Origin of the sequence: Actinomyces faecalis, from assembly GCF_013184985.2 — a bacterium.
GTDB classification, from domain to species: Bacteria; Actinomycetota; Actinomycetes; order Actinomycetales; family Actinomycetaceae; genus Actinomyces; species Actinomyces faecalis.
Genome location: NZ_CP063418.1, coordinates 1,926,755 through 1,949,773, shown reverse-complemented (window position 1 = coordinate 1,949,773; position 23,019 = coordinate 1,926,755). Strand labels below are relative to the sequence as shown.

General features: G+C 69.8%; 20 protein-coding genes and 1 pseudogene. 15 read left to right on the top strand and 6 right to left on the bottom strand.

All coding sequences use genetic code 11. The features are described from left to right. The first annotated feature begins 3 nt into the window (after positions 1–3). The 9 genes and pseudogenes from HRL51_RS08395 to HRL51_RS08355 all read left to right on the top strand — a co-directional run bounded on the left by HRL51_RS08395 (position 4) and on the right by HRL51_RS08355 (position 9,491). Positions 4–1,284, top strand: a complete 1,281-nt coding sequence (locus tag HRL51_RS08395) for an ABC transporter permease (RefSeq protein ID WP_172120262.1) — start codon at positions 4–6, stop codon at positions 1,282–1,284. 200 nt (positions 1,285–1,484) lie between these two features. Further along, positions 1,485–1,925, top strand: a pseudogene (locus HRL51_RS08390) (cytidine deaminase); the annotation flags it as partial. A 108-nt stretch (positions 1,926–2,033) separates the two neighbouring features. Next, positions 2,034–3,380 (top strand): thymidine phosphorylase, encoded by a 1,347-nt coding sequence (locus tag HRL51_RS08385; RefSeq protein ID WP_172191262.1) that lies wholly within the window; start codon positions 2,034–2,036, stop codon positions 3,378–3,380. After that, on the top strand, positions 3,380–4,669 hold the full coding sequence (locus HRL51_RS08380) for a peptidase T (RefSeq protein WP_172191956.1): 1,290 nt from the start codon (positions 3,380–3,382) through the stop codon (positions 4,667–4,669). The genes HRL51_RS08385 and HRL51_RS08380 overlap by 1 nt, the downstream gene beginning before the upstream one ends. 88 nt (positions 4,670–4,757) lie before the next feature. Continuing rightward, the gene (deoC, locus tag HRL51_RS08375; protein ID WP_172191260.1) at positions 4,758–5,411 is read left to right on the top strand and encodes a deoxyribose-phosphate aldolase; all 654 of its coding nucleotides are present in this window, start codon (positions 4,758–4,760) and stop codon (positions 5,409–5,411) included. A gap of 183 nt (positions 5,412–5,594) precedes the next feature. Next, positions 5,595–6,800: a metal ABC transporter substrate-binding protein gene (locus tag HRL51_RS08370; RefSeq protein WP_172191258.1), complete on the top strand. Its 1,206-nt coding sequence runs from the start codon at positions 5,595–5,597 to the stop codon at positions 6,798–6,800. Next, on the top strand, positions 6,797–7,588 hold the full coding sequence (locus HRL51_RS08365) for a metal ABC transporter ATP-binding protein (protein ID WP_172191255.1): 792 nt from the start codon (positions 6,797–6,799) through the stop codon (positions 7,586–7,588). The genes HRL51_RS08370 and HRL51_RS08365 overlap by 4 nt, the downstream gene beginning before the upstream one ends. A gap of 32 nt (positions 7,589–7,620) precedes the next feature. Further along, on the top strand, positions 7,621–8,616 hold the full coding sequence (locus HRL51_RS08360; RefSeq protein ID WP_244960143.1) for a metal ABC transporter permease: 996 nt from the start codon (positions 7,621–7,623) through the stop codon (positions 8,614–8,616). Beyond that, the gene (locus HRL51_RS08355; RefSeq protein WP_172191251.1) at positions 8,613–9,491 is read left to right on the top strand and encodes a metal ABC transporter permease; all 879 of its coding nucleotides are present in this window, start codon (positions 8,613–8,615) and stop codon (positions 9,489–9,491) included. Before HRL51_RS08360 ends, HRL51_RS08355 begins: the two co-directional genes overlap by 4 nt. 87 nt (positions 9,492–9,578) lie before the next feature. Here HRL51_RS08355 and HRL51_RS08350 read toward each other — a convergent pair whose 3' ends face one another. Beyond that, positions 9,579–11,318 carry a phospho-sugar mutase gene (locus tag HRL51_RS08350; protein ID WP_172191249.1) on the bottom strand — a complete coding sequence of 580 codons (1,740 nt, stop codon included), beginning with the start codon at positions 11,316–11,318 and terminating at the stop codon, positions 9,579–9,581. Between the two features lie 160 nt (positions 11,319–11,478). Here HRL51_RS08350 and HRL51_RS08345 point away from each other — a divergent pair, with 160 nt between their 5' ends. Continuing rightward, the gene (locus HRL51_RS08345) at positions 11,479–12,966 is read left to right on the top strand and encodes an NAD(P)H-quinone dehydrogenase (protein WP_172191247.1); all 1,488 of its coding nucleotides are present in this window, start codon (positions 11,479–11,481) and stop codon (positions 12,964–12,966) included. A 21-nt stretch (positions 12,967–12,987) separates the two neighbouring features. Here HRL51_RS08345 and HRL51_RS08340 read toward each other — a convergent pair whose 3' ends face one another. Then, on the bottom strand, positions 12,988–13,593 hold the full coding sequence (locus HRL51_RS08340) for a GNAT family N-acetyltransferase (protein ID WP_172191245.1): 606 nt from the start codon (positions 13,591–13,593) through the stop codon (positions 12,988–12,990). 175 nt (positions 13,594–13,768) lie between these two features. On the opposite strand from HRL51_RS08340, the gene HRL51_RS08335 reads away from it, so the two are divergent. Together HRL51_RS08335 and HRL51_RS08330 are read left to right on the top strand one after the other, a co-directional pair. Beyond that, positions 13,769–14,536, top strand: coding sequence for an LOG family protein (locus tag HRL51_RS08335; protein ID WP_172120251.1), 768 nt, complete (start codon positions 13,769–13,771; stop codon positions 14,534–14,536). Between the two features lie 143 nt (positions 14,537–14,679). Then, positions 14,680–14,847 (top strand): DUF3117 domain-containing protein, encoded by a 168-nt coding sequence (locus HRL51_RS08330; protein WP_172120250.1) that lies wholly within the window; start codon positions 14,680–14,682, stop codon positions 14,845–14,847. A 94-nt stretch (positions 14,848–14,941) separates the two neighbouring features. Here HRL51_RS08330 and HRL51_RS08325 read toward each other — a convergent pair whose 3' ends face one another. Then, positions 14,942–15,577 carry an O-methyltransferase gene (locus HRL51_RS08325; RefSeq protein WP_172120249.1) on the bottom strand — a complete coding sequence of 212 codons (636 nt, stop codon included), beginning with the start codon at positions 15,575–15,577 and terminating at the stop codon, positions 14,942–14,944. 211 nt (positions 15,578–15,788) lie between these two features. Between HRL51_RS08325 and HRL51_RS11770 the strand changes: the two genes are divergently transcribed. Next, positions 15,789–16,850 carry a twin-arginine translocase TatA/TatE family subunit gene (locus HRL51_RS11770; protein WP_244960142.1) on the top strand — a complete coding sequence of 354 codons (1,062 nt, stop codon included), beginning with the start codon at positions 15,789–15,791 and terminating at the stop codon, positions 16,848–16,850. Positions 16,851–16,975: 125 nt separating this feature from the next. On the opposite strand, the gene HRL51_RS08315 is transcribed toward HRL51_RS11770, so the two are convergent. Beyond that, positions 16,976–18,124, bottom strand: a complete 1,149-nt coding sequence (locus tag HRL51_RS08315; protein WP_172191243.1) for a P-loop NTPase — start codon at positions 18,122–18,124, stop codon at positions 16,976–16,978. Positions 18,125–18,278: 154 nt separating this feature from the next. Between HRL51_RS08315 and HRL51_RS08310 the strand changes: the two genes are divergently transcribed. Further along, positions 18,279–20,198: an acyltransferase family protein gene (locus tag HRL51_RS08310; protein WP_172191241.1), complete on the top strand. Its 1,920-nt coding sequence runs from the start codon at positions 18,279–18,281 to the stop codon at positions 20,196–20,198. A 73-nt stretch (positions 20,199–20,271) separates the two neighbouring features. Here the strand turns inward: HRL51_RS08310 and HRL51_RS08305 are convergent, their stop codons facing one another. Together HRL51_RS08305 and HRL51_RS08300 are read right to left on the bottom strand one after the other, a co-directional pair. Continuing rightward, the gene (locus HRL51_RS08305; RefSeq protein ID WP_172120245.1) at positions 20,272–20,841 is read right to left on the bottom strand and encodes a DUF1003 domain-containing protein; all 570 of its coding nucleotides are present in this window, start codon (positions 20,839–20,841) and stop codon (positions 20,272–20,274) included. Next, positions 20,834–22,129: a magnesium transporter MgtE N-terminal domain-containing protein gene (locus tag HRL51_RS08300; protein ID WP_172120244.1), complete on the bottom strand. Its 1,296-nt coding sequence runs from the start codon at positions 22,127–22,129 to the stop codon at positions 20,834–20,836. The genes HRL51_RS08305 and HRL51_RS08300 overlap by 8 nt, the downstream gene beginning before the upstream one ends. Positions 22,130–22,219: 90 nt before the next feature. Between HRL51_RS08300 and HRL51_RS08295 the strand changes: the two genes are divergently transcribed. Continuing rightward, positions 22,220–22,996, top strand: a complete 777-nt coding sequence (locus HRL51_RS08295; RefSeq protein WP_244960141.1) for a YflT domain-containing protein — start codon at positions 22,220–22,222, stop codon at positions 22,994–22,996. The last annotated feature ends 23 nt before the right edge of the window (positions 22,997–23,019 follow it).

The following is a 23,019-nucleotide window of genomic DNA, read 5'->3' as shown; positions in this document are numbered from 1 at the left end:
TCCATGACTGCCCTGACCGCGACACAGCCGTCCGTTGCCTCCAAGGCCGCCGAGATCACGCAGCCGGTGGCCCTCAAGATGCCGGTGACCGGTGGCATCGTCACCCTGCTCACCGTGCTCATGGCCCTGGCCTCGCACGGCTCCACCCGCTTCCAGCTGTCGACCTCGACAGACTTCGTCGTCATCCCGGTCCTGGAGCTGGGAGCGAGAGGCGTCATCGCCGCTATGGCGGTCCTGGCTGCAGCAGCGACCGCCGTCATCGTCCGCCGGGCACTGGCTCGTGCGACGGTACCTGCCTGGGCGAGCGTCCTGCTGGGCCTGGCCTTCATCGTCTCCTTCCTGACCTGGGCCGGCGCCGGACGGGACACCGTCATCCCGCTGGTGACGATCCTGTCCTCCGCGCTCGCGCTGTCCGTCCCGCTGGTCTTCGGAGGCCTGTCCGGCGTCGTCGGAGAGCGATCCGGAACCATCAACATCGCCATCGAGGGCCAGCTGCTGGGGGGAGCCTTCCTTGGCGCCGTGGTCGCCTCGGTCACGAGGAACCCCTGGATCGGGATGTGCGCCGCGCCGTTGGCCGGTGTGCTCGTCGCCCTGCTGCTGGCGCTGTTCGGACTGCGCTACCGGGTCAACCAGATCGTCGTCGGCGTCGTGCTCAACGTGCTGGTCACGGGGCTGACCGGCTTCTTCTTCTCCACGGTCCTGACTGACAACGCCGCGACCCTCAACAGCGCCACGCGTCTGCCGGTGATCTCGATCCCGGTCCTGGCACAGGTGCCCGTCCTCGGTCCGGTGCTCTTCCGCCAGACGATCCTGGTCTACCTCATGTACGTCGCGGTCGCGGTCCTGTCCTTCATGCTCTTCCACTCCCGCTGGGGGCTGCGGATGCGCGCCGTGGGTGAGCACCCCAAGGCCGCGGACACGGTCGGCATCAAGGTCATGCGTACCCGCGTCAACAACCTCATGCTGGGGGGCGCGCTGGCAGGACTCGGTGGCGCCTTCTTCACGGTGGGCTCGGGCCTGGCCTTCACCAAGGAGATGTCCGCGGGCAACGGCTTCATCGCCCTGGCCGCGATGATCCTGGGTGCGTGGAACCCGGTGGGCACCTTGTACGCCGCCCTGCTCTTCGGCTTTGCCACCGCCGTGGGACAGACGCTGTCCGTTGTCGGCTCGCCGATTCCGGCGAACTTCATCCTCATGATCCCCTACGTCGTCACCATCCTGGCGGTGGCGGGGTACGTCGGCAAGGTCCGCGCCCCTGCCGCGGAGGGCGTGCCCTACCCGTGATCGGTGTCCCAGGGACCTGCTCCTGAGACCGTTGCGTCCCGCTCGCCTCCTCAAGGAGGCGAGCGGGACGGCTCTTATCGGCGGTATCAGGCGCGCAGCAGGGACAGGACAGCGTGAGGCGGAGACGCCCCACGAGCGCTGGGGGTGTATCTTCGGTGTTCCACTGCGGGCCAGGGACGCCCACGGTGGAGGAGGACAGGATGACTGAGCACGCTGCACCAGACTCCTACGTCCCGGGTGACGTCGACGAGGCCACCTGGTCGCGTCTGCACGAGCTCGCCGTCGAGGCGATGGAGCACGCCTACGCCCCCTACTCTCGCTTCCGGGTCGGTGCCGCTGCACTGACGGACGACGGTCGCTACGTCTCGGGCTGCAACGTCGAGAACGCGGGCTACGGCGTCACCCTGTGCGCGGAGTGCGGGCTGGTCTGCGAGCTCGTTCGCACCGGTGGCGGGCGGCTGGTCGCCTTCGCATGCGTGGACGGGCGCGGTGAGGCCTGCGCCCCGTGCGGACGGTGCCGTCAGGTCCTGGCCGAGCACGCCCACCCGGACATGGTGCTGGCGATGCCCGGTGGCCGTATGAGTATCGACGAGGTCCTACCTGGCCGGTTCACCGTCCAGGACATGGCCCAGGTCGAGGGAGCCGTTGCTCCTGACGACGCCCGTGACAGACCGAGCGCGGGCCGCTGCCGGAGGCGTCCCGCCCTGCCTGTCCCGCCTTCCGCACCACTGGACCACTAGGAGCCGTCCATGACCACCCAGCCTGCTCGTACCGCTGTCGAGCCCTTCGATGCCGTTGACGTCATCGCAGCCAAGCGTGACCACCACCGTCTGACCGACGCTCAGATCGACTGGGTCGTCGACGCCTACACCCGCGGTGTCGTGGCTGAGGAGCAGATGAGCGCCCTGGCGATGGCGATCTACCTCAACGGCATGGAACGCTCTGAGACCGCCCGCTGGACCCAGGCCATGATCCGCTCGGGCGAGCGGATGGACTTCTCCAGCCTCGACCGGCCTACCGCGGACAAGCACTCCACCGGCGGGGTGGGGGACAAGATCACCCTGCCGCTGGCTCCGCTCGTCGCCGTCTTCGGCGTGAGCGTGCCCCAGCTCTCGGGCCGTGGCCTGGGCCACACCGGCGGCACCCTGGACAAGCTGGAGTCGGTTCCCGGGTGGCGCGCGGCGCTGAGCAACGACGAGATCATGGACATGCTCTCCTCCTCCGGCCCCGGCGCCGTCGTGTGCGCTGCGGGGGCGGGACTGGCCCCGGCGGACAAGAAGCTCTACGCCCTGCGAGACACCACCGGAACCGTCTCCTGCGTGCCTCTGATCGCCTCCTCGATCATGAGCAAGAAGATCGCCGAGGGGACCGGCGCCCTCGTCCTGGACGTCAAGGTGGGGTCTGGCGCCTTCATGAAGGACCTGGACCAGGCCCGCGAGCTGGCCGAGACCATGGTGACCCTGGGCAAGGACGCCGGGGTCGCCACCCGTGCCCTGCTGACAGACATGTCCACCCCGCTGGGCCGCACTGCCGGCAACGCGCTGGAGGTACGCGAGAGCCTGGAGGTGCTCAGCGGTGGAGGCCCGGCCGACGTCGTCGACCTCACCGTGGCACTGGCCAGCGAGATGCTCGACGCCGCAGGCCGCCCGGTCAGCGAGGACGAGCTGCGTGGGGCGCTGGCTGACGGACGTGCTATGGACGTGTGGCGCGAGATGATCCGGCGCCAGGACGGCGACCCGGACGCCCCGTTGCCGGTGGCTGAGGAGACGGAGGAGGTCACCGCCCCGGACGACGGCGTGCTCACGCGACTGGACGCGCTCGCCGTCGGCGTGGCCGCCTGGCGCCTGGGAGCCGGCCGGGCGCGTAAGGAGGACCCGGTCCAGGCCGTGGCCGGGGTCGAGATGCACGCCAAGCCCGGTGACACGGTGCGCAAGGGGCAGCCGCTGCTGACCCTCCACACCGCGACCCCCGAACGGTTCACGCGTGCGATCCAGGCCCTGGCCGGGGGGATCGTCATCTCCGACCCCGGGTCGTCGGCCGCCGAGACGGCAAGGGCTCGCCGCGACGCCGGTGTCGTCCTGGACCGGCTGGTGTGATGGTCCAGGCCGCCGGACCAGCCCTCCAGGACGCGCTCGCTGAGCGCTTCCTGCGGTACAGCGCAGTCACCTCCCAGTCGGATGCCTCTGCGCACGTCATTCCCTCCACGCCCGGCCAGCAGGTCCTGGCGGACATGCTGGCCGTAGAGCTCCGATCGGCCGGAGCCGCAGACGTCCACGTCTCGGACACCGCTGTCGTCACGGCGCTGGTACCTGGCACGCAGCCAGGGGCTCCGGCGATCGGGTTCTGCACCCACCTCGACACCGTGGACGCCGGGCTGGAGCCGCAGGTGCGTGCCAGGGTGGTGGACTACAGCGGAGGGGACCTGGTCCAGGGGACCGGGGCCGACGGCGTCGAGCGGCGGATCCTGCTCGCTGAGCACCCGGAGCTCGCCCGGTACTCCGGGCAGCGGATCCTGGTGTCCGACGGCACGAGCGTGCTCGGTGCGGACGACAAGGCAGGAGTGTCCACCGTCATGCAGCTGGCCGCCGACCTGCTCGCCGACGACGCGGCCGCCCGCCGGGAGGGGTGCGCGGCCGAGCCGCGCGGGGACGTCTACCTCTCCTTCGTCCCGGACGAGGAGATCGGGCTGCGTGGCGTGCGTACCATGGATCTGGGGCGCTTCCCGGTCCAGTGGGCCTACACCCTGGACTCCTGCCAGGTCGGCGAGGTGGTGGAGGAGACCTTCAACGCCGCTACCGTCACGATCCGTGTCCAGGGTGTGTCCGCGCACCCGATGAGCGCCAAGGGGATCCTGGTCAACCCCATCCTCATCGCCCACGAGGTCGTCGCCCGTCTGGACCCGGCCCAGACGCCCGAGTGCACGCAGGGACGTCAGGGCTACACGTGGGTCCATGACGTCCGCGGCAACCAGTCCGGCTGCGTGCTCACCGTCTCCGTACGCGACCACGACCGGCAGGGCTACGAGACGCGCAAGGCCGAGCTGCGCGCGGTGGTGAACGAGGTGGCGGCGGCGCACCCGCGGGCGGTGGTGTCGATGGAGGTTGACGACGTCTACGCCAACCTCGCTGACGCGCGCACGGCAGACAACGAGAAGGCCCTGACCCACGTCTACACGGCTCTGGACCGGCTCGGGATCACGCCGATTCCTCTGGCGATGCGCGGCGGGACGGACGGCTCGTGGCTGTCTACCAAGGGGATCTTCACTCCTAACGTCTTTACCGGCGCCCACAACTTCCACTCCGCGGCAGAGTTCCTGCCGCTACCGAGCCTTGAGGCCAGCTATCGGGTGTGCCGAGAGCTCGTCCGTCTGGCTGCCGGGTACTGAGGCTCCTAGGCTGGGCCCAGCACCTGCCTGTGGCAGACAGGGCCCTGGTCCTTCCTCCTCCCGCCTTACCGATCGAAAGGATCCCCACATGACCACCCGCGCCGAGATCGCCGCCATCATCGACCACACGCTTCTCAAGCCCGAGGCCACCACTGAGCAGGTGGCCGCGCTCGTCGCCCAGGGGGCTGAGCTCGGTACCTACTCGGTGTGCGTCTCACCGAGCCAGCTGCCGGTCCAGGTCCCGCAGGGCCTGCGCGTGGCCACGGTCTGTGGCTTCCCCTCGGGCGCGCACGCCACGGCCGTCAAGGCGTCCGAGGCGGCTGACGCGGTGGCCAAGGGCGCGGACGAGGTCGACATGGTCGTCAACCTCAGGCTGGTCAAGGAGCACGACTACGACGGCGTCGAGGCCGACGTCCGCGCGGTCAAGGAGGCGGTGGGCCAGGCGCTGCTCAAGGTCATCATCGAGTCCGCGGCACTGAGCGACGAGGAGATCGTGGCGGTGTGTCAGGCCTCGGAGCGGGCAGGGGCTGACTTCGTCAAGACCTCAACCGGTTTTCACCCGGCTGGAGGCGCCAGCGTCCACGCGGTGGAGCTCATGCGGGCCACCGTGGGCGACCGCCTGGGGGTCAAGGCCTCGGGCGGTATCCGTGACGCGCAGACCGCAGTCGCCATGGTGAGGGCTGGCGCCAGCCGTCTGGGTGTGTCCGCGACGGCCGCCGTCCTGGAGGGCCTGGAGTCCTGAGCAGGTGAGTGTGTCAGCGGGCTGGACTCGCGGCGCTGATGAGTGAGTAGGTCCCCCGGTTGCCTCTGAGGCAGCCGGGGGACCGTTGTCGTCACAGCAGGATATGGGTGATTCGATAGTCCTATGAATGGGATCAGGCTCTCCCTTGTAAATTTCGGATACCCGAAACTATGATCGGATGCCATGAGACCTACGTTCCATTGCTCTCGCCGTGCCCTTGCCGTTCTCGGCGGCGCCTGTGCTCTGTCCCTGGCCGCCTGTGACCGCAGCCCTGCCACTGCCGGGAAATCGGCGGATTCTTCTCCAAGTCGCCTCACCGTGGTGGCATCGACCACTCAGATTGCCGACTATGTCACTCAGCTGGCCAGCGGTGGTGACGACCTTGCCGTCACCCGCACGGGGGCCGATGGCACTGTCACGCAGCTGGGGGCCCCGCCGAGCAAGGCCTCAGTCCATCTGGAGCTGACGTGCCTGCTCGCCGCCAATGCCTCGGCGCACGAGCACGAGATGACTGCACCTCAGTCGCGGGCCCTGGCCCAGGCGGACCTCTTCCTCGTCTCCGGGGTTGACCTGGAGCACTTCCTCGATGACGCCGTCGTCGCGACAGGCTTTGCAGGGACGATGGTCGTGACCTCAGGGGTGCTCGGGGCGGCAGACATCGATGACCTTGCCGCCCAGAAGGAGAGGGAGAAGGGACTGGCCTACTCCGTCGACCGGGGTGAGACGGCTGTCAAGGTACGTCAGTGGCCATTCGTACCCGAGGGTGGGGACAGTGAGCCGGAGTTCCGCTATGACCCGCACGTGTGGACCTCGCCCCGCGGTGCGATGGTCCAGGTGGCCAATATCGGCGCGGCTCTGGAGCGCATGGCGCCTTCAGGGGCGCAGACCTTGCGCCAGCACGTCGAGACCTACACTCAGCGGCTGGAGGCGCTCGACCAGTGGGTGCGTCAGAGCCTGGATACCGTCGCGAGCGACAGGAGGGTGCTCTTCACGTCCCACGATGCCTTCGGCTACTTCGCCACAGACTACGACGTGCGCTTCGAAGGGGCGGCCCTGAGCGACTTCAACGCTCAGCAGGACGCCACGGCGCACAAGATCCAGCAGACCGTCGACGCCGTGCGCCACAGCGGGGCGGTTGCCATCTTTGCTGAGACGTCCAACAACCCCAGGTCGGTTCAGAAGGTCGCCGAGGTGGCTGGGGTCAGGGCCGTCATCGGGGACGAGGCCCTGTACGGGGACTCACTGGGAGAGCCAGGCTCCGACGGTGAGACCTACATCGGATCGATCCTCCACAACGTCACCAACCTCACCACCGCCTGGGGCGGCACCCCAGCCGACCTTCCTCAGGACCTCCAGCCGTGGGCGCCACAGAACACCCTTGAGCCATGAGAAGGCGATGGCAAGGAGATGAGGGGCGTCGTCGCCGAGAGACGGCGCGGCATCCAGTGCATAGCCCCGTCCTGAGGCTGGAGGAGGCCTCCTTCGCCTACGGACGACGGGTAGCCCTGGAAGCGGTGACAGGGCAGCTGGAGGCAGGAGAGGGTCTCGCCCTGATCGGCCCCAACGGCTCGGGCAAGACGACACTGCTGCGAGGACTGCTGGGGATGGTGCATGTCCCCACGGGACGGGTGGAGGTGGCCCACGCCCCTGCTGGCCGTGCGCGTCCGGGCTCTGTCGGCTACGTCCCGCAGGTCAGTGACCTGGATCAGGGATTTCCTGTCACGGCCATGGGGGTCGTGCTCATGGGGACCTTCCCCTCACTGGGGCTGGGACGCCGTCCCGGCAGGCGCGAGCGTGATCGCTGCCTGAGCGCGTTGGAGGCCGTCGGGCTCAACGGCTTGGAGGGGCGCCGTTTTGGCGAGCTGTCTGGCGGCCAGCAGCAGAGGGTCCTGCTGGCCCGCTGCCTGGCCAGTGACCCGGTCCTCGTCCTACTCGATGAGCCCTTTAACGGCCTGGACCAGCCCAACCGGGACGCTCTGCTGGAGATCCTGGCTGGGCTCAAGTCGCAAGGGGTTGGTGTGGTGGTCTCGACCCATGACCTGGTCCTGGCCCGCGAGTCCTGTGAGCAGGTCGCGCTGCTGCGCGGCCGGCAGATTGGCTTCGGACCTCGCGAGGAGGTCCTGGTGCCTGAGATGATCCAGCAGGCCTACGGCCCAGGCGCGGTGATCGCAGGATGAGCACAGTCAGTGGTCTCCTGGAAGGCCTGCCTGTGTCTGTGACGTCCCCGGTGGCTGCCATGGTGCCCGGAGACGTCTGGTCCTGGCCGGTCGTCAGCACCTTTGCCTCCGCCCCCTATCTGCTGCGGGCACTGGTCCTCGTGGTGGTCCTGAGCCTGACCTGCGCCTTGGTGGGCACGCTGGTCAACCTCCGGTGCGCTGAGTTCCAGGTGGAGGCGTTGGTGCACGCCGTCTTTCCCGGTATCGTGCTGGGGCTGGCCTGGCACGGGAGCTCGGGCATCGTCCCGACGGCCTTTGTGGTGGGGCTGGGAGCTGCCGTGGTACTGACCTGGATCGGTTCGCGTGCACGGAGGGAGTCCTCCGAGGCAGGCACAGCGGTTGTCCTCACCTCGTTCTTCTCCGCCGGGCTCGTCGTGCTGCTGGCGGTGGGGGACAGGTCGGGGCAGCTTGAGGCCCTGATGTTCGGCAGGCTGCTGGAGGTGACCGATGCGCGCCTTGTCCAGGCGCTCGTGACCTGCGCCATCGGAGCAGCTGTGGTGCTCCTGACCTGGAAGGAGCAGGTGTGCCTGGCTTTCGATGCGACGGCCGCTCGTGCCAGCGGCCTCAGGCCGGGGTGGCTTGACCTCGTCCTCAACATCGCGGTTGCGGCCGTGGTGGTCAGTGGTGCGACCGCGGTGGGAACCCTGCTGGTGATCGGCTATGTGGTCCTGCCAGCCGCCACCGGACGTCTGCTGGGAAGGAGCGTGCGGTCCCTCTTCCTCATCGCGGCCATGACCGGACTTCTCAGCGGAATGGTGGGCCTGGTGCTCATCACCGTCCCGGCCTCAAGGCCAGTGTCGCCACAGGCGACGATCATCCTGGTGATGGCACTTGTGCTTGTCACCGCGGCGGCCTGGTCCCGATGGGTGAGCCGCTGGACGAACCGACGAGGAAGACCGGTGGCTGCGCCGGCGTGCAGGGCGGTTGGGCCGGCGGGCACCGGGTTGCCCGCCCTCGTCATGGACGGTGGCATGGAAGGGCAAGGATGAGTGTCAGTCTCGAGCTCCTGTTGCTGCCCGCCCTCGAGTGCCTCCTGATGGGGATGCTCGCCGGAGGCGTGGGTGCACTGGCTGTCGCGTCACGACGGGTGTTCACCACCGAGTCCTTGACTCACGCGACTTTTCCCGGCGGTGTGTGCGGCGTCGTCGTGGCTGCCTGGGTGGGGCAGCAGGTTGGTGGCGGACGGGTCGGCTATGAGGCTCTTCGCCTGGCTCTGGTCCTGGGGGCTGTCCTGGCCTGTGCTCTGATGGCAGTCCTCACGCGTTGGCTGTCCTCGGCCTCCGGGCTGTCCTCGCAGGCGGCTGCCGGCGCCGTACTGTCAGTAGGTTTTGCCGCCGGGCACTTTCTGAGTACGTGGTTCGCCCCTCTTCCCCTCAAGGTCGACACCTTCCTGACGGGATCAGTCATGAATACCAGCCGTAGTGACCTCGCGATCACCACCGCTGTCCTGGTGCTGGCCCTGGCCCTCTATGCACTGGCTGGGCACCACATCGCCAGTGCCTCCTTCGATCCGGTCAGTGAGCGGGCCGCGGGTATGCGCCCAGCAGTGGCGGAGACATGCGTCATGGTCCTGGTGTGCCTGACCATCGGAGCGCTGGTACCTGCTGTCGGGACGATCCTGCCCATCGCCCTGATCGCGGCCCCGGCTGCGACGTTGTGGCAGTGGGTGAGATCCCTTGACGCCCTCGTCTGGGGATCGGCGCTGCTCGGTGGTGCCACAAGCGTGGCAGGACTTGCTCTCGCGGTGGGGCACGGCCTGAGCGCAGGGGGTGTCATTGCTGTGCTGTGTGCCCTTGCCTACGTGGTCTCGGCGCTCGTGGGCCGTACCCGGTCGGTACTCATCAGGCCAGTAGGCGGATGGTGAATCGTGTGCCGGGGCCTGGGGGTGTGCGTCGCTGACGGTGCTGGGCCAGGTTCCTGGCCGGTAGCGGGAAGACGCGGTGGCGCCGGGTCAGATCCCCAGCACCCCGCGCAGGTCAGCCTTGATAGCCTCCAGCCGCTCTGCGGCCGTACGGCGGGCGACCTCCACCGGCTCGTCGACCTCGACGGGGATGACGACCTCGCAGTAGCACTTGAGCTTGGGCTCGGTACCTGAGGGGCGCACCACGACGCGGTCGTCTGCCGCGGTCTTGAAGATGAGGCCGTTGGTGGGAGGAAGCTGGCCACCGTTGCCGTCCGAGGCGCCGTCGAGCAGGTCGAAGACGTCCACGACCGGTGAGCCAGCGAGCCTGGCCGGGGCCCCGCCAGCCCGCAGCCTCTCCATGGCGTCGGTGATGAAGGACAGGTCCTCCACCCTCACGCTCAGCGGGCTCGTGGCGTACAGGCCGTGCTCGCGGGCGAGGCGGTCGAGCAGGTCGGTGATCGTGCGTCCCTGCTGCTTGAGGACCGAGGCGAGCACTGCCAGGCGCACCGAGGCCGAGATACCGTCCTTGTCGCGCACGTGCTCAGGGTCGACGCAGTACCCCAGTGCCTCCTCGTAGCCGAAGACGAGGCCCGGCACGCGACTGATCCACTTGAACCCCGTCAGGGCGTTGCGGTGGCCCAGTCCGTGAGCCTGGGCGATCTTGCGCAGCAGGCGCGAGGAGACGATGGAGTTGGCCAGGACCCCGGTTCCTGTGAAGGCCGCCAGCTCGGCCGCCTGCTCTCCCAGCACCGAGCCCACCTCGTCACCGGTGAGCTGGCGCCAGCCTCCGGCGGCGTGCTCGTCCGGGATCGCGGCCGAGCAACGGTCCGCGTCAGGGTCGTTGGCCAGGACGAGGTCAGCACCGACCTCGCGGGCCAGGGCCAGGGCGAGGTCGAGCGCTCCGGGCTCCTCCGGGTTGGGGAAGGTGACCGTGGGGAAGTCGGGGTCCGGGTCGAGCTGCTCAGGCACCACGACGACGTCCTCAAATCCAGCCTGCTGAAGGGCCTCCCGGCAGACCTGCCCGCCCACCCCGTGCATCGCGGTGAGCACGATCCTCAGCGGCGCGGCAGCCCCCATGCGAGCCGCGCGCGCAGCGGTCTGGGTGTACTCCGCCAGGACCTCCTCGCCGACGGTGTCCCAGCCTGACTGGGGCATCGGCACCTCGGACAGCGAGCCGACAGCGGCGATCCTCGTGGCGATCTCGGCGTCGTAGGGCGGGACGATCTGTGCGCCCTGCCCTGCGTCCGTCACGGCTCGGCCGCCGAGGTAGACCTTGTAGCCGTTGTCCTGAGGAGGGTTGTGCGAGGCCGTGACCATGACGCCGGCGTCGTAGCCCAGGTCGCGCAGCGCGAAGGCGAGAGCCGGAGTGGGGCAGGAGCGGTCGAAGAGGATGGCGCGCCCGCCGGCGCCGGTGACCACGCTGGCGGTGTCGCGGGCAAAGACATCCGAATTGTGGCGGGCGTCGTACCCGATGACCACCGTGAAGCCCTCGCCGAGCCGCTCGCGCAGGTAGGCGGCCAGGCCGGCTGCTGCGCGGATGACGATGACGCGGTTCATGCGGTTGGGGCCACCGCCGAGCCGGCCGCGTAGACCCGCGGTGCCGAACTGGAGGGGGGCGGAGAAGGCGTCAGCGAGCTCCGTGGTCGCAGAGGCGTCACCGGCCTGGTGGGCACCGAGCAGGCGGCTCAGCTCAGCACGTGTGGCCTCGTCCGGGTCCTCGTTGATCCAGGCGGTGACGGCATCGGTGTCGACAGGCGGGAGGGAGGAGCTCACGGGAGACTGACTCATGGCAGATGACGCTACCGTTCTGCCGCGTGCTTCCGTGGGCTTCGTGATGGCTGTCATGCGTGGTACCAGACACAAGGTTGGCCAGGGGCGACGGCGGTGCGGCTGAAGCTCGTCGGGCCGAACCGGCACCTGGGACCAAGGGCTCGGGCATCATGGAGGTGTGAGCACCGCTGCTGCTACCGCCCGTCCCGACGACGCCTCACCAGTCAGGCGCGGCCAGCGCGTCGTCATCATCGGTGGCGGCCCCGGGGGCTACGAGGCGGCGCTCGTTGCGGCACAGCTCGGGGCCCACGTCAGGCTCGTGGAGGACCGGGGCCTGGGCGGCTCAGCCGTGCTGACCGACGTCGTGCCCTCCAAGACGCTCGTGGCGACGGCGGAGTCGCTGTCCCTGCCAGGAGGGAGGGACGCTGACCGGGTCGAGATGGCGGCGCTCAACGCCCGTGTACGACAGCTGGCGAGCGAGCAGTCACACGACCTGACCCTTCGCATGGCCCAGAAGGGCATTGAGGTCATTCACGGCCGCGCCCGCCTGGGCGGGCTGGACGAGACCGGTACGCGTACGGTCCAGGTCCTTCCGGCGCCCGGGCCGTGGCTGGGCGCGGGGCCGCAGGATGCGGACGCTCCCGCCTGCTGCAGCGAGCCTCGCGACCTCCACGCCGACGTGGTCCTGATCGCCACCGGTGCCCGTCCCCGGCGCCTGGCGGCGGCCGAGCCTGACGGACGACGTGTCCTGACCTGGACCCAGCTCTACGACCTCGACGAGCTGCCCGAGCAGCTCGTCGTCGTGGGGTCCGGCGTGACCGGGGCCGAGCTGGCGGGCGCCTACCTGGCGCTAGGGAGCCGGGTCACTCTCGTCTCCAGCCGCGAGCGCGTGCTGCCGACGGTCGACGCCGACGCCGCCGAGCTGGTGGAGGGCCGTTTCCGTGCTCGTGGCATGCAGGTGCTCTCCGGCTCCCGGGCTGTGGCCGCCAGGGTCGTCAGGGACCACGCCGAGGGCGGGCCTGGCGGTGAGCACGTCGAGGTTGAGCTGGCTGACGGCAGGGTCGTCTCCGGCTCGCACTGCCTCATGGCCGTGGGAGCGGTCCCCGCGACCCAGGACCTGGGGCTGGCTGAGGCGGGAGTCGAGCTGACGGGCTCCGGGCACGTCAAGGTCGACCGGGTCTCACGCACCACCGCCTACCGGGTCTACGCCGCGGGTGACTGCACGGGGGTCCTGCCCCTGGCCTCGGTCGCAGCGATGCAGGGGCGGATCGCTATGCGGCACGCCCTGGGGGACGCTGTGTCCCCTCTGGAGGTGGGGACCGTGGCCCAGGCGGTCTTCACCGTGCCGGAGATCGCCTCGATCGGCATCGGTGAGGACGAGGCCGAGGCCTGCGACGCCGTGTCCACGACCGTGCCGCTGGCCCGCAACCCACGGGCCAAGATGTCCGGGCTGACCGAGGGCTTCGTCAAGCTCTTCTCCCAGCGTCGCAGTGGCGAGGTGCTGGGAGGGGTGATTGTGGGCCGGGCTGCCAGCGAGCACGTCCTGGCCGTGACCCTGGCCGTGACCCACCGTCTGACGGTCGAGCAGGTGATGAGTGCCTTCAGCGTCTATCCCTCGCTGTCCGGGACGATCACTGAGGCTGCTCGCCAGCTTCACGTGCGCTGAGCGGGCCAGGAGCTCCAAGGGCTACGCGGTTCCCGGCGGCACCAGAGTATGCCACTCGGGCTCCAGGACGAATCCAAGAGCCCGGTTCATCGCTAGCGAGCCGGTGTTCACCGCAGCGCCTCCTGTGCCCCAGCGTCTGGCCCCTGATGCGTAGGTCGCCAGGATGCAAGCGGCCTTGACGGCCGTAGCCAGGCCTCGGCGGCGGTGGGAGGGAGCCACTCCTGTCCGGTCGACCTCCCACCGGTCGGGCAGGCGGTCCATCCAGGTGTAGGCCACGGCCTCGCCCTGTGCGGTCGCTGCCAGGAACCCCAGTGCGCTGCCCTCGTCCAGCCGGGGGCCGAGGTCGTCGGGTACCTGCTCGTGGCGGGACGCCGGGGTGTCTGGGAAGTCGGGCGCCACGCGCTCGTCCAGACGGGACAGTGCGGGCAGGTCGTCACTGGTCAGCCGGTGCAGGACGTACCCGGACTCCTGGACGGCGGCTACGGCCTCGACCAGCCTCGACAGGTCGGCGTCGTCCTCCAGGACCAGCCTGGCGCCCCAGGACCGGGAAGCCACGGTCCAGCCCTGCGCCAGGAGTACCTCGTGCTGCGGGTCGTCCTCGCGCAGGATGCGCTGCTCCTCGTTCACGGCTCGGACGATACCGGGCGCCACTGCCCGTGCGACCATTCGTCTCAGGGCAGGGCGGCCAGCCTGCGACCCGCCGACGTCGAACGGCTCAGCGCCAGGTGTTCACCCAGTGTTTGCCGGTATCCGGGGTGCGCCGGCCTCCACGGGCGGCGCGAAGTGGGGCAGGATCAGGGCCATGAGCAAGAGAGAGTCCTACCGCAAGGGCCCGGTGCTGCTGCGCGGTACCCAGATCCCCTCCCAGACCACTGACACCCGGCTGCTGTCCAGCCGCGACGACACCGACTGGCTGCACAAGGACCCGTGGCGGGTCATGCGCATCCAGGCTGAGTTCGTTGAGGGCTTCGGGGCCCTGGCGGAGCTCGGCCCTGCCATCAGCGTCTTCGGCTCGGCGCGGACCAGGCCTGAGGCCCCGGCCTACGCCCTGGCTGAGCAGGTGGGAGCCGGGATCGCCCGCGCGGGCTACGCCGTCATCACGGGTGGTGGTCCCGGGATCATGGAGGCGGCGAACAAGGGGGCGCACCAGGCGGGCGGCGTCTCCGTGGGGCTGGGTATCGAGCTGCCGCACGAGCAGGGGATGAACGACTACGTCGACCTGGGTGTCAACTTCCGCTACTTCTTCGCCCGCAAGACTATGTTCGTCAAGTACTCCGACGGCTTCGTCGTCATGCCGGGCGGCTTCGGCACCATGGACGAGCTCTTCGAGGCCCTCACCCTCGTCCAGACCCACAAGGTGGCCGGCTTCCCGGTCGTGCTGGTCGGCCGGCAGTTCTGGGGCGGCCTGGTGGACTGGCTGCGCGGCACCCTCGTGGACGAGGGCGTGATCTCCCCCGGTGACCCGGAGCTCTTCCACCTGGTGGACACCGCGGCCCAGGCGGTTGACTACGTGGTGGGGGCGGCCCGCCGCGTGCGAGGAGGCCGTGCCCCGCTCGCGGACCGGGCCTGAGCCTCGACCTCCCTTGCCGAGGACGCCAGGTCGGGAAGCGAGTGGATTGCACCACCTTTACGAGGTCCGGATCCGCCCCATGTCGTAGAATGGGCGGGGTCGCGCGGTAAGGATCCGCGTGTATGCACGTGAAAGGGGAGCACATGGCTGCCATGAAGCCCAGGACCGGAGACGGTCCCCTCGAGGTTGTCAAGGAGGGACGCTCCATCATCATGCGGGTCCCGCTGGAGGGCGGCGGCCGCCTCGTGGTCGAGATCACGCCCGATGAGATCCGTGAGCTCCAGGAGGCTCTGAGCTCGGTCAAGATCTGACACGGCCAGGCTCCGCGAGGAACCACTGGCAGACAGGGCCGGGTCCCCAGGGACCCGGCCCTTCGCTGTGCCTAGAGAACCGTCGGCCCTGGTCTCAGGCCCGCCGTACAGCCACCAGCAGGCCGTCTCCTACCGGCAGGAGGCTGGTGGACAGCGCCTCGTTCTCGCGAAGGGCCTTGCCCAGCTCCCTCGCGGCCACCGTGGTGGCGTCACGGCGAGCCGGGTCTGCGACGTGGTCGTTCCACAGTGCTCGGGTGACCGCCAGGACCCCGCCCACGCGCAGCATCCGCAAGGCCTGCCCAGCCAGCGCGACGGACTCCTCCGGGCTGACGTCCAGCACGACCATGTCGTAGGAGCGCGGTGCCATGCGAGGCATGACGTCGGAGGCCCGGCCCTGGATCACGCGCGTGCGCGAGCTGGCGTAGCCGGCGGCGTCGAAGGCCCGGCGGGCCTCCCGCTGGAGCTCAGGCTCGACGTCGATGGTGGTGAGCACGCCGTCAGGTCCCATCCCTGCCAGCAGCCACAGCCCGGAGGTCCCCGTCCCCGTCCCGATCTCGGCGACGGAGCGTGCCGCGACCGAGGCCGCCAGCATCCGCAGCGCGGCGCCCGTGGCGGGGGAGACCGGAGAGGTGCCAAGCTCCAGGCCGCGCAGACGCGCCTGGTTGGTCAGCTCGTCCTCGAGGGGGAACTCCTCGGTGTAGGACCAGCTCAGCGTCTTGTCGGCACTCATCGGTGTCCTCTCCCTCTGTTCGCCGGCCCTGGGGTAGGGCTGGTACGAAGCCTATTGTTCCAGGTCCTGGCAGGGACTCAGACCGCCTTGGACGGGAAATCAGCCTCCGGTCCGGTGGCCGGCTCCGTCCCGCGGCGCAGCCGGCCTCTCGCCGCCGGCCGGAGCCGGACCGATAACGTGATCAGCACCCGTCCTCCATATACTGGCAACCGTGTTTGGCATCTCCGGCGGCGAGTTCATTGTCCTCCTGCTCGTCATTGTGATCGTCGTGGGGCCGCAGCGGCTTCCCGAGTACACCAGCAAGCTCACGCAGCTGGTGCGTCAGCTGCGGCTGTTCATCGACAACGCCAAGGAGCAGATCGCCGAGGAGGTCGGGCCTGAGCTCGGCGACCTCAGCCTCAAGGACCTGGACCCGCGCAACTACGACCCGCGCAAGATCGTGCGTGACGCGCTGGGTGAGGACCTGGACGCCATCCGCAAGGACCTGACCAACCCCTTTGAGTCGGTCCTGTCCACCGCCAGGAAGACCTCCGACGACGCAGCCGCGGCGATCTCGCAGGACGCCCGACCCCGCTCGAAGAAGTCGCTGTCCGAGATGATCGAGGACAAGGCGCAGGAGACCCGGCAGGCCAAGGAGGAGAGCAGGGCCGGCGCCCAGGCTTCCCCGCAGCCTGAGACGCAGACTGACAGCCAGCAGGACGCCCTCGGCGGTGACCAGGCGCCTGCTGACGCTGGCGAGCAGACCGTCGCGGAGGCTGAGCAGACGGTGACGCCGGACGCCGGGACGGCTGAGCGCGAGGCGGTGGCCGCGGCCTCAGCCGACGACCAGGACGAGACCGTACCCGAGACGGCCGAGGACCTGGAGCCTGCGCCTGCACAGGAGGGGACCGGCGACGACGTCGAGGAACCAGGGGAGGGCCTGGATCCGCAGGAGGCTCCTGAGCCTGCCGCCCAGGAGCAGCAGCACCAGCAGGAGCAGGACGAGCCCGATATCGCTGACGAGCCTGCTGCAGGGATGGATCCGGCTGAGGAGACCAGCCGCCGTGAGCTGCTCACCGACGCCGTGGACACCGTGACCGAGGCAGTCGCGGACATGGGTGACGCCGTGACGGACGTGACGGACGGCGTCTCCGGCCTGGCTGAGGTCCCCTCGACCCTCGTGGCCGAGGACGCCGCTTCTCCTGCACGCCCTCTCTCCCCGCGTGAGATCGTGCGTGCGGCCAACGCCGCCGCGCGCACGCGCCGGGAGGCGGCCAGCGCCGTCGTCGAGTGAGCCGCCGAGCCGGTTCCAGAAGGCTCGACGTCGTCGTCGCGTGCGCCACGGAGCCCGGCTCGCAGGTACGGGGAGGGACCGACCACCATGGTGGTCGGTCCCTCCCCGTACCTGCGAGCCGCCGCTCAGCCCACGGGGCTGATACCGAGCTTCATGCCTGACAGCCCACGCTGCTTGTGGCCCAGCTGCTGAGCCACCTTCGTCAGCTCCAGCGCTGCCGGGGCGTCGGCGGCAGGCTTGCCGTCCTGGACGATCGTGGCCGGCACACCCACGTCAGAGCCCTCGCGCAGCCTGATGTCCAGCGGAAGCTGCGCCAGGAGCGGCACCTCGTAGCCCAGGGTCTGAGACAGCGACTGGCTGACCGCCTGCCCGCCACCAGAGCCGAAGATCTCCAGGCGCGAGCCGTCGGGCTGGGGCATGTAGGACATGTTCTCGATGACCCCCACGACCTTCTGCTTGGTCTGGGTGGCGATGAGACCGGTGCGCTCGGCCACCTCGGCGGCAGCGGTCTGCGGCGTGGTCACCACGAGGATCTCGGCGCCCGGCAGCAGCTGGGCCACCGAGATGGTGACGTCGCCGGTACCGGGCGGCAGGTCGAGCAGGAGGACGTCCAGGTCTCCCCAGAAGACGTCGGAGAGGAACTGCTGGACAGCTCGGTGCAGCATGGGGCCGCGCCAGACCACCGGCTGCTTGTCCTCGACGAACATACCGATAGAGATGACCTTCACGTCATGGGCCACCGGCGGGACGATCATGCCGTCCAGCTGCGTGGGAACCTGGTCCACGCCCAGCATGCGCGGGATGGAGAAGCCGTAGATGTCGGCGTCCACGACACCGACGGACAGCCCCTGGGCGGCCATGGCAGCGGCCAGGTTGGCCGTCACCGAGGACTTGCCCACCCCTCCCTTGCCGGAGGTCACCGCGTAGACGCGCGTGAGGCTGCCGGGCTTGGAGAAGGGGATCTCCGGCTCGGCCGCCCCTCCGCGCAGGTGGTTGCGCAGGGCGGCACGCTGCTCGTCGTTCATGACACCCATACGCACCTGGACGTCGGTGACGCCCTCCAGGGCACCCACCTCCTTGCGGGTGTCTGCGGTGATGGTGTCCTTGAGCGGGCAGCCGGCCACGGTCAGCAGGATACTGACGGTCACGACGCCCGCGTCACTGATCTCGATGGACTCCACCATGCCGAGGTCGGTGATGGGCTGACGGATCTCAGGGTCGATGACGCGTCCGAGCGCCTGGTGCACCTGGTCCTGTGTTGGGATGATCGACATGGTCCCATCCTATGTAGGACGAGCACTGTCCTGACCGTGGTGAGGAGCACGTAGCGCGTGTGTCACCATGTCGTAACCTGGAGCGGGCGCGGGGACTGCCTAGGCTGTGGCAGGTCCCGGCCCCGGGACCCTGATGCCAGAGAGATACCCGCCTATGTCCTCTTTCCTGCGCCAGCAACCGCGTCCCAGCCGTGCCGGGGCGGCGCCGTCGTCGGCCGCTGGGCGGTCGGTCCGTCGGGTGGCGGGGCTGGACGGGCTGCGTGCCGTCGCCGTCGTCCTGGTGCTCGTCTACCACCTCCTGCCTGGCCTCATGCCAGGCGGGATGGTCGGGGTGGATGCCTTCTTCGTCATCTCCGGCTTCCTCATCACCAGCCTCCTGGTCACCCAGCGCCGGGCGAGCGGCCGCATCGACCTGCGACGCTTCTGGGCGCGACGCCTGCGCAGGATCGTGCCGGCCCTGCTCATCGCGGTCGTGGTCGTGGTCTCACTCGCCGCCATCCTGGGCGGAGACGTGCTGCTGGGGGTACGCCGCCAGGTCCTGGGGGCTGCGACCCTGGTCTACAACTGGGTCGAGATCGCGGCCGGCTCGTCCTACTTTGACCTGGCTCAGCCGCTGCTGCTGACCAACGTGTGGTCCCTGGCGGTGGAGGAGCAGTTCTACCTCCTGTGGCCCTTCGTCGTGATCGCGGTGCTGCGGGGCGGCACGGACCGTGGACGCACACGCCTGGGGGCCTGGGTGTGCCTGGGGCTGGCCGCGGTGTCCGCAGCGGCCGCCGTGGGCCTGTCACTGGCCGGGGCCTCACCCTCCCGGGTCTACATGGGCACCGACACCCACGCCTTCGGCCTCATGCTCGGGGCGGCGCTAGCCATGTGGCACGGGCAGGCCACGGACGCCCAGGCCGGTGAGGAGCGCGAGGTCGGCACGGGTGAGAGGCTCGGCCGCGGGCTGCTGGGCTGGCTGGGGCTGGTGGCACTCGTGACCTGTGCCTTCCTGGGAGACGATGGTGGCCAGGCCGGAGGGTCACCGGTCGTCACGACTCTGTGGCTGGTGGCCGCCTCGGTCAGCGCCGTGGCCGTCATCCAGGCTGTGACTGCCGAGGTCAGCGAGCGCCCCGGGCCCGCCCGGTGGCTGACGACGCTGCTGGAAGCCCGGCCGATGACCTGGCTGGGGCAGCGCTCCTACGGCCTGTACCTGTGGCACTGGCCGATCTGGGTGCTGGCCTTCTACTCGATGCCGCCCTCTTCCAACCCGTGGGTGGTGGCAGGGATCGTCATGGCGCTGACCCTGGTGGTGGCCGAGCTGTCCTACCGCTACGTCGAGACGCCGATCCGGCGCAAGGGGCTGGTGGGATGGCTGCGAGGGGCTGCTCACGCCGGCCCGCGCTCGGTGCTGGCCATGTCCGGGGCGGTCACCGCCATGGCGCTGCTCGTGGCCCTGGCCTTTGCCGCCCAGCCCCGTCACTCCAGTGCCGAGGAGGCGATCGCCTCCGGTGCACGGGCCCTGGCCTCCTCCAAGGCCTCGGCCACCCAGGAGACGACGACGGCGAAGCCCTCACCCACAGCCACGCCGTCGCCTGCCGCTGAGATCACGGGGGACCAGGTGGTAGCGGTGGGCGACTCGGTGACCCTGGCCGCCGCCCCGGGGCTGGAGGATGCCTTGCCGGGGATCGTCATCGACGCCGAGGTCTCACGCTCGTTCTACGCCGCGGTGCCGACCTTGCAGGAGATGGACACTCAGTACGGGGCACGTCCCTACGTGGTCGTGGCCCTGGCGACCAACGGAACCGTGGGGCAGGACCAGCTCGACGGCTTGCTCGACTACCTGGGCGACGAGCGTCGTCTGGTCCTGGTCACTGGCTACGGCCCGGCGCGCACCACGTGGATCCCCGAGGCCAACCAGGCGATCCGGGACTTTGCCGCGGCCCACCCTGAGCAGGTGTCTGTGGCGGACTGGGATGCTGCGATCACCCCGAGCCTGCAGATGCTGGCCCAGGACCAGGTCCACCCCGGCCCCGAGGGGGGCCAGGTCTACGCCCAGGCAGTGCTCAGCGCCCTGAGGTCGCTGCCGCTGTAGGCCGCCCTCATCACAGTGTGGTCCCCCGGAGGTGAGGACGGCGCCGCGTGCAGGTAGGGACAGCGTTACCCGGTTACTCGCGCTCCTCCTCTGAGAGCTCCTCGACCACCTCGGTGACCTCAGCGACGATCTCCTCGCGCCCGCGCCTCTCCTCAGCTACGATCTCCTCGAGCATGTCGCGCAGCTCCCCGCGTACGAAGTCACGTGTGGCGACGTCGTTCATCGCCAGGCGGAGCGCCGCGATCTCACGGGTGAGGAACTCGGTGTCCTGGAGGTTGGACTCGCTGCGCTGGCGGTCCTGCTCGGCCGTGACGCGGTCACGGTCGTCCTGGCGGTTCTGGGCCAGCAGGATCAGGGGCGCTGAGTAGGAGGCCTGCAGGGAGAGCATGAGGGTCAGCGCCGTGAACCCCAGCTCCGCCTTGTCAAAGCGCAGGCTGGCCGGGCCGTAGGTGTTCCAGATCATCCACACCGCCACGAAGACGGTCAGCCAGATGAGGAAGGTCGGGGTGCCGGAGAAGCGCGCGATCGCCTCCGCCACCCGCCCGGAGGTGTCTGAGCGCGAGGCGGATCCGCGGGCGGGGTTGGTCCACCGCATCCAGCGGGCACGGCCCTTGGGCAGGGGCTGGTCAAGAGGCTCAGGCATTGGCGCTCCTCTCAATCATCTCGTCAGTCACGTCATCATCGGCCTCACGCCAGTCGTCGGGCATGAGGTGGTCGAGCACGTCGTCCACGGAGACCGCGCCGAGCAGCCGCCCGGCGTCGTCCAGGACTGGCAGTGCCGTGAGGTTGTAGGTGGCCAGCAGGCGGGTCACGGTACCGATGGAGTCCTCGGGATGGACCTTGTCCAGGTCCTGGTCCAGGATCGAGCCCACCAGGCGCTGGGGGCGCTCGCGCAGGGCGCGTTGGAGGTGGACCATCCCCAGGAACTGGCCGGTCGGCGTCTCCAGCGGCGGGCGGCACACGAAGGCGACGCTGGCCAGCGCCGGGGGGATCTCCGCCTTGCGGGCGTGAGCCAGGAACTGGGCGACGCTGGCCTCGGGGGGCAGGATGATGGGCTCGGTGGTCATGAGGCCACCGGCGGTGTACTCGTCATAGGTCATCAGACGCCGCACGTCCTCGGCCTCCTCAGGCTCCATGAGGTCGAGCAGGACGGTGGCCTGCGGGGCCGGGAGCTCAGCCATGAGGTCGGCGGCGTCGTCGGGCTGCATCGCGTCCAGGACGTCGGCCGCACGGGAGACCTCCAGAGCGGAGATGAGGGCGACGGCGTCGTCGTCGCTGAGCTCCTCGACGGCGTCCGCCAGGCGCTCGTCGTCCAGCTCGGCCGCGACCTCGACCTGGCGGGCCAGCGGCAGGTCAGACAGGACGTCAGCGAGGTCGGCCGGCTTGAGGTCCTCCATCGTGGCCAGCAGCGCCGTCGCCCCCTGCTGGTCGACCGAGCCGGCCAGCCCGGTGACGTCCTCGGGGCGCAGGGTCAGGGTCTCACCCCGCCGCAGCCCCAGGGGCCCGGAGGAGCCACGCTGGACGAACAGGCGGGTGACCTTCCAGTCCTTGTTGCGGTCACGCTCGATGGCGACGTCGCGGACAGTCACCTTGCCCGTGCCGTCGCGCAGCGTGACCACGCGGTCGAGCAGCTCGCCGACCACGAGCGTCTCGACCTTGCGCTGGGAGAAGCGACGGAGGTTGACCAGCCCGGTGGTGATGACGGCGCCCGGCTCGATCGCGGTGACTCGGGACAGGGGGAGGAAGACCCGGCGGCGTCCCGACACGTCGATGACGAAGCCGACCGCCCGGGGCTCCCCGCGCAGACGGATGAGGACGACGACGTCGTGGACCTTGCCTACCGCGTCTCCCAGGGGGTCGAAGACGGTGGTACCCACCAGGCGGGCGACGTAGACCCTGGTGGTGCTGCTGCGCGGGGTGGTGCGTGCCATCGTGTTCTCCACAAGCACACAGTATGCGCCAGCAGCGTGAATGTCCGGCCCGCCGCTGCCAGGCGGGGGCGAGCGTGCGACCATACGGTCATGAGCCAGCCCATCGGAAGCCCGAGCCCACAGATCTCCCGCGCACTGCGCGGTCGAACGATGCCACCGGGGGAGGAGGTCGCCTCCTTCTCGACCTACGCCGAGGCCCAGCACGCCGTCGACGCCCTGAGCGACGAGGGCTTCCCCGTCCAGCACCTGGCCATCATCGGGACCGATCTGCGGCAGGTGGAGAACATCACCGGACGGATGAGCTGGGGGCGGGCGATCGTCTCCGGCGCGGCCTCGGGCCTGTGGCTCGGCCTCTTCTTCGGTGCGCTCCTGGCGCTGGTCGGTCCCAGCCAGATGGGTGGTGCGGCGCTGATCGCCTCCGCCGTCATCATGGGCGTGGTGTGGGGGACGCTGTTCCAGGTCATCGGCTACGCCATGACACGGGGCAAGCGCGACTTCACCTCCACCAGCGCCGTCATCGCCTCGCGCTACTCCATCATCGCCGCGCAGCACGCGCCGGACGCAGCCCGCGCGCTGGCCAGTCTGCCGGGCAACCTCACCCGAGGCGGCGAGGCGGCTCGTCGCGCCCAGGAGCGCCGTGCGGCGCGCCAGGCCGCTCGCGACGGTGCGCCGACGGCCTTTGGTTCGCGTCCGGACGAGCAGCCCCGCTTCGGCGTGCGCGTGAGCGACCAGGACCAGCTGCGTGACCTGGCGGCTGAGGAGTCCGTCGCCGCCCCGCGGGAGGAGGCCGCCTCTGCGGAGCATGAGGCCGCTCCTGCGCAGGGCGAGGGCGCTACCGGCTCAGGTACGCCGTCGGCGCAGGCCTGAGCGCTGGAGCGTGAGAGGCCGGG